7 protein-coding genes and 2 pseudogenes are annotated in these 8,630 nt (G+C 62.2%); 7 read left to right on the top strand and 2 right to left on the bottom strand.

Translation table 11 applies throughout. From position 1 onward, the window contains the following. The 4 genes and pseudogenes from EN914_RS38715 to EN914_RS15025 all read left to right on the top strand — a co-directional run. A pseudogene (locus EN914_RS38715) lies at positions 1-118 on the top strand (IS630 family transposase); the annotation flags it as partial. 116 nt (positions 119-234) lie between these two features. Continuing rightward, a complete protein-coding gene (locus EN914_RS15035) occupies positions 235-828 on the top strand; it encodes a biotin transporter BioY (protein ID WP_024502642.1) in 594 nt (197 codons plus the stop codon). Further along, positions 825-1,268, top strand: a complete 444-nt coding sequence (locus EN914_RS15030; RefSeq protein WP_024502643.1) for a DUF1284 domain-containing protein — start codon at positions 825-827, stop codon at positions 1,266-1,268. The genes EN914_RS15035 and EN914_RS15030 overlap by 4 nt, the downstream gene beginning before the upstream one ends. A gap of 257 nt (positions 1,269-1,525) precedes the next feature. Beyond that, entirely contained in the window at positions 1,526-3,301 is a 1,776-nt protein-coding gene (locus tag EN914_RS15025; protein ID WP_013532826.1) for a tetratricopeptide repeat protein, read from the top strand. Positions 3,302-3,382: 81 nt separating this feature from the next. On the opposite strand, the gene EN914_RS15020 is transcribed toward EN914_RS15025, so the two are convergent. Then, positions 3,383-3,844, bottom strand: a complete 462-nt coding sequence (locus tag EN914_RS15020; protein ID WP_024502644.1) for a GNAT family N-acetyltransferase — start codon at positions 3,842-3,844, stop codon at positions 3,383-3,385. Positions 3,845-4,062: 218 nt separating this feature from the next. Here EN914_RS15020 and EN914_RS15015 point away from each other — a divergent pair. The 3 genes and pseudogenes from EN914_RS15015 to EN914_RS15000 form a co-directional block, all read left to right on the top strand. Further along, a pseudogene (locus EN914_RS15015) lies at positions 4,063-4,974 on the top strand (glycine--tRNA ligase subunit alpha); the annotation flags it as partial. A 415-nt stretch (positions 4,975-5,389) separates the two neighbouring features. Next, positions 5,390-7,510, top strand: a complete 2,121-nt coding sequence (gene glyS, locus EN914_RS15005) for a glycine--tRNA ligase subunit beta (protein WP_024502646.1) — start codon at positions 5,390-5,392, stop codon at positions 7,508-7,510. Between the two features lie 109 nt (positions 7,511-7,619). Continuing rightward, the gene (locus tag EN914_RS15000) at positions 7,620-7,907 is read left to right on the top strand and encodes a hypothetical protein (RefSeq protein ID WP_024502647.1); all 288 of its coding nucleotides are present in this window, start codon (positions 7,620-7,622) and stop codon (positions 7,905-7,907) included. 105 nt (positions 7,908-8,012) lie between these two features. Here EN914_RS15000 and EN914_RS14995 read toward each other — a convergent pair whose 3' ends face one another. Then, complete coding sequence (locus tag EN914_RS14995) at positions 8,013-8,366, bottom strand: hypothetical protein (RefSeq protein ID WP_245265313.1); 354 nt, start codon at positions 8,364-8,366, stop codon at positions 8,013-8,015. Positions 8,367-8,630: the final 264 nt, after the last annotated feature.

Raw genomic sequence — 8,630 nt, 5'->3', positions numbered from 1 at the left:
TCAGAAACGCACCGTCGAGGACACGTGGCGCCACATCGGCCACCTCGTCGAAACCATCGAGGCAGCCGAATGCAAAAACTACTTCGCAAAAGCCGGGTACGCTTCCGTCAAAACGTGAAACGCTCTAGACGGCCTCTGCCAAGCCAGGGCTTGCAATCTCCAGGGAAGTGTGGATTCGATAATAGATCGAAAACAGAAATTATCTATAATTTGCAATCGATCGAAGGAATCCAAATGACAGACGTCGCATTCTCGTCCAGCAGGCCGTCGTTCAGTCCGCTCCGGCTTCAGGATCGTTCCCTTGCCTGGCAGGTCGGAGCCGTCGTGCTCGGCACCCTGTTCCTGACGCTGTCATCCTACGTCGAAGTGCCGATGGTGCCGGTCCCGGTGACGATGCAGACCTTCGCCGTGACATTGGTCGGCGCGCTCTATGGCTGGCGGCTTGGCGCGCTCACCATCGCCGCCTGGTTGGTCGAGGGCGCTGTAGGCTTTCCCGTTCTGTCCGGAGGGGCAGCGGGTGCGGCGCATTTCGTCGGGCCGACGGCTGGCTATCTCTTCGCCTTCCCGCTTGTCGGCGCCCTCGTCGGCTGGCTGGCCGAACGCGGCTGGAACGGCAACAGAGTGGTGCTGGCATTTGTCGCCATGCTGCTTGGCAATCTTGCCTGCCTCGTGCTGGGCACAGCATGGCTTGCCGTCATGATTGGAGCCGAACAGGCCGTTACCTTCGGCTTCCTGCCGTTCATCGTCGGCGGCTTGCTCAAGTCGGCGCTGGGTGCCGCGACCCTCATGGCGCTTCGCGGCGGCAAGGCCAAGCCGGTCAATCCGTGACGATCAGGCTGCGCGCCCACCACCTCCTTTGCCTGCTCACCTATGTGGGCAAGGGATACAGCCCCGCCTTCACCGCCAATTATGATCGCGTAGCGGAGCGCCTGAGCCGGGGCGAGGACATCCTCCTCGTTTCCGGCCCGGACGATGTCTGCGCCCCGTTGCTTGATGAGCTGGAACCGCACTGCCTCAACGAGAGTGTCGTCGAGCGGGACCGGCTCGCCACGCAGGATGTGGGCGAGTTGCTGGCGCGGCCAATCCGCGTCGGCGCCCGTCTTGATCTCGATGCTGCGATGCTGGGCCGGATGCGGCAGGCCTTTTCGGCTGGCCGTGTACGCAAGGCCTGCGGCGGCTGCGAATGGAACGAACTGTGCAGCACGATAGCGGCCGGCGGCTACGGCGACACGCTGGTGCAGCGGTCTGCCTCGCCAGGCGAGGGCTGATATTGGCCCGACCCTTCGCGGTCGAAGCGGAGCCTCAGCGGTCGAATCTGTGATATATTCGGCGCCGCGTAGGGCCATGGCCGAAATCCCAAGAGCGGAAACTGGTGCCTGTCGCCATGATTTGTTAATCGGGTGCCCGGATTGTGAATTCGAGGCGGATTGAAGCGCGACCCCAAAAAGGCCATGCTTTGCCTGGAAAGATCGAGTCTACGCCGATCCCGCTGACGCGGAGATGGCGCCTGGCTGAAAGGGATACGATGCGGCAAGGACGTGCGCGCTGGCTGACAAGGCTGGCAATTGTGACAGGCATGGCGATCTCGGCTTTGCCGGCCTATGCCAAGCAAACCACCGAACCGGTCAAGATCACGTCGTTTTCGGGCGCCTATCTGGCAGCCCGGATCGCCGAAGGCGATAACGACCTCGACAGCGCCATCGCCTACTACAAGCAAGCATTGGCCTTCGATCCGAGCGACACCGGCCTGCAGCAGAGCCTGATGCTGTCGCTGATCGCGCAAGGGCGCTTCGACGAATCCCTGGTCTATGCCGACAAGCTCAAGGAAGTGCCTGACGTCGAGCGTTTCTCGCGACTGGCACTCGCCGTCGATTCCTTCCACAAGAAGGATTTCACCAAGGCGCAGTACTGGCTCAAGCTGTCGCTGGAATCCGATCTCGACCGGCTGATCTCCGGGGTGATGTCCGGCTGGGCGCAGCAAGGCGCCGGCGAGCCTGCCGATGCGATGGCGTCCATCGACAAGCTGCAGGGGCCGGATTGGTTCGGCCTGTTCAAGTCGTTCCACCGCGCCCTGATCGCTGATGCATCCGGCATGCCCGAAAAGGCCGAGGCCATCTATGCCGCGACCATGCAGGATACCGCCGCCGGTGGTGCCGCTCCCGAAACCTGGATGCGCAATGCCCAGGCCTACGCCTCGTTCCTGGCCCGCAAGGGCGACAAGACCAAGGCGCTGTCGGTGCTCGACCAGGCCGAGGCGTTTTCGCCTGGCAAGCTGGAAATCGTCGCCTTGCGCGACCGAATTGCAAAAGGCGACAAGATTGCGCCCCTGGTGGCCGGCCCATCCGATGGCGCCTCCGAAATCCTGCTCGACCTCGCCACCGCGCTCAACCGTGGCGGCGGCGAGCCGTTCGTGCGCCTCTATCTGCAATATGCGCTTGCTTTGAAGCCTGACAGCGACGCTGCCCTTGTGCAACTCGCTGCCGTGTCCGAGCAATTGAAGGACGGCGAAGGCGCCATCGCGCTCTATCGCCGGATTCCCGCCGGTTCGCCGCTGAAGGAGCTTTCGGACCTGCAACTCGGCCTCAACCTTGCCGATCTCGACCGTCACGAAGAAGCGATCACTCATCTGAAGGCTTTCGTCGACGCCCATCCCAATGACATGCGCGCCTATCTGGCGCTCGGTGGCGTCTATTCCTCGAAGGAGGATTTCCGTTCGGCCGCCACACTCTACGACAAGGCTGTCGAGGCGCTGAAGACGCCGACCGCAGCCAACTGGAACATCTTCTACCAGCGCGGCATCGCCTATGAGCGCCTGAAGGAATGGCCCAAGGCCGAGCCGAACTTCCGCAAGGCGCTGGAACTGTTCCCCGACCAGCCGCAGGTGCTGAATTATCTCGGCTATTCCTGGGTCGACATGAACATGAATCTCAAGGAAGGGCTGGCGATGATTCAGAAGGCCGTCGACCTCAGGCCGAGCGACGGTTACATCGTCGATTCGCTGGGTTGGGCCTATTTCCGCCTCGGCAGGTTCGATGACGCGGTGCGCGAAATGGAACGCGCCGTGTCGCTGAAGCCGGAAGATCCGGTTCTCAACGACCACCTGGGCGATGCGTACTGGCGCGTCGGCCGCAAGCTGGAAGCCACCTTCCAGTGGAACCAGGCTCGCGACCTGAAGCCGGATCCCGATGTGCTGGCCAACTTGCAGCAGAAGCTGATGAAGGGCCTGCCGCCGATCGAATCCAACACGGCGCAGGAGACCCCGAAGGTCAAGCCGGAGCCGGTGCCCGCCCCGAAGGGATGAAGTCAGCCATTTGAATTCAACGCAAACGGGGCTCTTTTCAGGGTCCCGTTTTCGTTTGAACCGCGTATTCGGCTGGCTGCCTCAGAAGAGCTTGCGATAGACGACAAAGCCGGAGTGTTCGGCGACCTTGTCGTAAAGCTTCATTGCCGTGTGATTGGTCTCATGCGTCAGCCAGTATACCCGGCCTGAGCCGGCCGCCTGGGCACGCTCGTAGACGCCCTCGATCAGCGCCCGTCCGATGCCTTTGCCACGCGATGCCTGCGTGGTGAAAAGGTCCTGCAGATAGCAATTGGGCGCGATCGCCGTGGTGCTGCGATGGAAGAGATAATGCACGAGGCCGAGAAGCCGTCCCTCGCTTTCGGCCACCAGCGCGTGGACCGGCTCATAGGCATCGAAGAAACGCGACCATGTCATCTGGGTAATCTCACCCGGCAGGGCCGTTTCGCCCGAGCGGCCATAAAATGCATTGTAGCCGTCCCACAGCGGCAGCCATTGCTCGAAATCCTGTCGCGCAACGGGGCGGATGACGATCGGGCTGGGCATGGCTGGAACCTGTTGTCGTTGCTGCACAGGCGAACAGAGCGCAGGCCCGAGAGATGGGCAATGGGCCAGCCCCTGCAAAGCTTTCAACATTGTCCATAATGTCGGCGCGACCGCATCGTCGTGCTTTGCTTGACGCTTCGCCGCCGTGTCTCTAGGACGTGCCGGCAAGCTAGCCTGTGCTGTCGAGGCCACCCGTGACAATTGAAATCCCCGCCCATATGCATCCCAGCCGCTCGTTCCAGGGGCTGATCCTGACCTTGCACAACTATTGGGCGGCCTACGGCTGCGTCATCCTGCAACCCTACGACATGGAAGTCGGCGCCGGCACCTTTCATCCGGCAACGACGCTGCGCGCGCTCGGCCCAAAACGCTGGAACGCTGCCTATGTCCAGCCCTCGCGCCGCCCCAAGGACGGGCGTTATGGCGAGAACCCGAACCGGCTGCAGCATTATTACCAGTACCAGGTGATCCTGAAGCCGAACCCGCCCAACTTGCAGGAACTCTATCTCGGCTCGCTGGCAGCGATCGGCGTCGATCCGCTGCTGCACGACATCCGCTTCGTCGAGGACGATTGGGAAAGCCCGACGCTGGGCGCCTGGGGTCTCGGCTGGGAATGCTGGTGCGACGGCATGGAAGTCTCGCAGTTCACCTACTTCCAGCAGGTCTGCGGCATCGAATGCGCGCCGGTGGCCGGCGAACTCACCTACGGGCTGGAGCGGCTGGCCATGTATGTGCAGGGCGTCGACAATGTCTACGAGCTCAATTTCAACGGCCGGGAAGGCGCCGACAAGGTCACCTATGGCGATGTCTTCCTGCAGGCCGAGCAGGAATATTCGCGCCACAATTTCGAACACGCCAACACGGCGATGCTTCTGCGCCACTTCGAGGACGCCGAGACCGAATGCAAGGCGCTGCTCGATGCCGGCGCGCCGGCATCGAACGACAATCTGCCGATGCACCGCATGGTTTTCCCGGCCTATGATCAGTGCATCAAGGCCAGCCATGTCTTCAACCTGCTTGACGCGCGCGGCGTGATTTCGGTCACCGAACGGCAGAGCTACATCCTGCGGGTGCGCAATCTGGCGAAGGCCTGCGGTGAGGCGTTTTTGAAGACGCAGGCGGGGGGCCTGGCGGCCCGAGTCTCAGGCCCGCTTCATCATCTCGAAGGAAGCTTTGATCGGCAATATGTTCTGGCTGCTGGCACCGTCGATTGTGCGCAATGCCTGTCGAACGCCCGGCATCGAGAAGGCACCGTGAGCCTGCGCGGTGAAGCAGGCGCCGAGTGCGAGGATCTGCAGAAGTCTGGATGCCGTTTTCATGGTCGTTGAGCCAAATGTTCCCTGCCTGAGCGTGGGTCGCTTCAGCGCTGCGTTCGGTTCATGGAAATCTTTGATCCAAGGACGGGTGGCGCGGTCTCGTCCCGACAGGATGGCCAAAATTTCTGGAAACGGGCGCAAATCGGCGATCCCCGTGCGGAAAGGGTGACAGCGGCCAGCCGAGTTGCTATGCCCCCGCCCGGACCATTTTGCCGCGTGAGCCCCATCCATGCCTGACCTGCTTCTAGAACTCCGCTCGGAAGAGATTCCCGCCCGCATGCAGCGCAAGGCGGCTGGCGATCTCAGGAAGATGCTGACCGACAGCCTGGTCGAGGCGGGGCTGACCTATGAGGCGGCGCGCGAGTACTGGACGCCGCGGCGGCTGACCCTCGACATCAGGGGTCTCACCGCGCGCTCGAAGGATATAAACGAAGAGATCAAGGGGCCTTCGACATCGGCGCCCGAACAGGCGGTCCAGGGCTTCCTGCGCAAGGCCGGACTTTCCTCGATCGCCGAGGCGCATGTCCATTCCGATCCGAAGAAGGGCGATTTTTATGTCGCCCACATTTCGAAGCCGGGCAGGGCGGCCGAACAGATCATCGCGGACCTGGTGCCTGATATCATCCGCAATTTCCCGTGGCCGAAATCGATGCGCTGGGGGCCGGCCTCGGCCAAGCCCGGTTCATTGCGCTGGGTGCGCCCGCTGCAATCGATCCTGTGCACCTTCGGCCCGGAGACCGAGGAGCCTGTCGTGGTCGATTTCGAGATCGACGGCATCCGCTCCGGCAACATCACCTATGGCCACCGTTTTCATGCGCCTGATGCGATCATGGTGCGCCGCTTCGACGACTATGTTTCCAAACTGGAAGCGGCCAAGGTCGTGCTCGATGCCGATCGTCGCAAGGAGATCATCCTTGCCGATGCCCGCAATCTCGCCTTCGCCAACGGGCTCGACCTGGTCGAGGACGAAGGGCTGCTGGAGGAGGTGTCCGGGCTGGTCGAATGGCCTGTCGTGCTGATGGGCGAGTTCGAGGAGGCATTCCTCGCCATTCCAGCCGAGGTGATACGACTGACCATCCGCGCCAACCAGAAGTGCTTTGTGACGCGGCCGCAGGGTGTCGACGACGCGCTTTCCAATCGCTTCATTCTAACCGCCAACATCGAAGCCAAGGATGGCGGCAAGGAGATCGCCCACGGCAACGGCAAGGTGGTGCGCGCCCGCCTGTCCGACGCGCTTTATTTCTGGACGACCGACCAGGGCGATTTGCCTGACCTGGCTGAGCTCGAGGCATCGGCGGAAAAATTCGGGCTTGATCTCAAGAAGCCGCTCGACCAGCGCATGGCCCGCCTCGACCATCTCGGCGTGACTTTCCACGCCAAGCTCGGCACGCAGGGCGAACGGGTGGAGCGGATCAAGCGATTGGCGGAAGAACTGGCTCCGATCGTCGGCGCCGATCCCGCACTCGCGCGCCGCGCTGCCGTCTTGGCCAAGGCAGATCTCACCACTGAAGTCGTCGGCGAGTTCCCGGAACTGCAGGGCGCCATGGGCCGCAAATATGCGCTGCTTCAGGGCGAGCACGCATCGGTCGCCGCTGCAGCGGAGGAACACTACAAGCCGCAAGGCCCGTCCGATCGCGTATCGAGCGATCCGGTTTCGATCACCGTGGCGCTTGCCGATAAGCTCGATACGCTGGTCGGTTTCTGGGCAATCGACGAAAAGCCGACTGGGTCGAAGGATCCCTATGCGCTGCGTAGAGCGGCGCTGGGTGTGGTTAGAATATTGGTCGAGAATGATATTCGACTGGCGCTGGCATCCATCGTCGGGAAAGCGTCTGACCTTCTGTCCTTCTTCCACGACCGCCTGAAAGTCTACCTCCGCGATCAGGGCGCCCGGCACGATCTCATCGATGCCGTCATCACGCCGCAGTCCGACGACCTCTTGCAGATCGTCCGCCGCGTCGAGGCGCTCGGCTCCTTCCTCGACACCGAGGACGGCAAGAACCTGCTCGCCGGCACCAAGCGCGCTGCCAACATTCTGGCTGCCGAGGAGAAAAAGAAAACGGCGGTCGCCGAAACCGTTGAGCCGGCGCTGTTTCGCGCGGATACCGAGAAATCGCTGTTTGCGGCGGTGAACCAGGCTGAGAAGCAAGCCGGCGAAGCGATTCAAAACGATGATTTTTCCGGCGCCTTGCTGGCGCTTAGCGTGTTGCGCGAGCCGGTTGATTCATTCTTTGAGCATGTTCTTGTAAACGATGAGGATCAGGCGGTGCGTGCCAACCGCCTGGCGCTGCTCGCCCGCATCCGCGCGGCCACCGGTCAGGTCGCGGATTTCTCCAGGATCGCAGGTTAAGGCGAAGAAAATATTCTCTGCTACCGGCCGTTCGAGCCGGCTTACAGTCATATGGCGATGATCTCTCCGTGGCAAAAGGGACATGTTCCCCAACCCCACGGAGGCTTCCATGAATTCCGATCACGAAATCGAAGTGACAGAAGAAACTCCCGCCGAGGCGCTTGAATCCGCTTCCGAAACCATTCTCGATCATGCCGCCGCCGCAGCGATCGAAGCCGCTGACCTGTCTGATGACGACGAAGACGGCGACGATGAAGAAGGCGAAGAGTCCACCGAAGCTGCCACGCTCTCGGATGACGACGAAGATGAAGACGAGGACGAAGACGACGCCGAGGACAGCGTGAAGGCTGAAGGCGACGAGTCCGAAGACGACGACGACAAGGAAGAAGCGGCCTGATCTTTTCGGCCGCCGAGTCTATCGATGGCAAGGCGGCGCCGAGGCGCCGCCTTTTCCTATCAGCCGTCCCCGAAGCCGACTGTCAGCCGCCCCGGCGACGGCCCGTCAGTTCTCGAGAATGCTGACGCGCACGCTGTTTTCGTAGACGTCGACCTGGATCAGCGGTTCGCCATTGACGATGGCGCGCTTGGTCGAGGAACTCATCGCGCCGCCGCGTTCCAGCATGCGCTGCAGGTCGGCGCGCTGGTCGTTGGTCCTGAACCAGCCATCAGCCTCGTCGTCGCTGTCACGGCGGTGGAACTTGTGCCAGTTGGCGCGGTCCTGCCGCACCATCTGCGCGGCATTGTCCAGCGCATAGCCGTCACTCGCCTGATGGTCGCGATCGGAAATGCGCGCGACATAGGATCCCAGCATGTCGTCGGCATGAGCCGCGACGACGCCAAGCAGTGACGCCAGCAATAAGCCTGCTCCGGTTACGATTCCAGATTTTCTCATGGACCCCCTTTACCCCTAGTGATGAAATCCCGTCTGCCAGAAATGCCTGGAACGGGGACTGCCTGGCAATGGTGCGCCGGGCGCCAGATCGCCGTCAAGTCACGCCATCGATGTCGGCTGTCTTTGAGCCGAGGCTACTTGGTGTAGCCGTTGGGAGGCATGCGCTGCCCTGCTGCCGGGGCCGGAGCGCTCGGCGGGGCGGGTTTGTTCTCGGCGTTCCCTGAGGGG

The sequence above is a fragment of the Mesorhizobium sp. M7A.F.Ca.CA.001.08.2.1 genome (genome assembly GCF_003998455.1).
GTDB lineage: Bacteria > Pseudomonadota > Alphaproteobacteria > Rhizobiales > Rhizobiaceae > Mesorhizobium > Mesorhizobium ciceri.
The sequence above is the reverse complement of the archived record's forward strand: the minus strand, read 5'-3'. Positions and strand labels throughout refer to the sequence as shown.

Bases quoted from the DNA above. Each gene is read 5' to 3' on its own strand.
- EN914_RS15020 (WP_024502644.1), bottom strand. From the start codon at position 3,844: ATGCCCAGCCCGATCGTCATCCGCCCCGTTGCGCGACAGGATTTCGAG.
- glyS (WP_024502646.1), top strand. From the start codon at position 5,390: ATGCCTGACCTGCTTCTAGAACTCCGCTCGGAAGAGATTCCCGCCCGC.
- EN914_RS15035 (WP_024502642.1), top strand. From the start codon at position 235: ATGACAGACGTCGCATTCTCGTCCAGCAGGCCGTCGTTCAGTCCGCTC.
- EN914_RS15000 (WP_024502647.1), top strand. From the start codon at position 7,620: ATGAATTCCGATCACGAAATCGAAGTGACAGAAGAAACTCCCGCCGAG.
- EN914_RS15025 (WP_013532826.1), top strand. From the start codon at position 1,526: ATGCGGCAAGGACGTGCGCGCTGGCTGACAAGGCTGGCAATTGTGACA.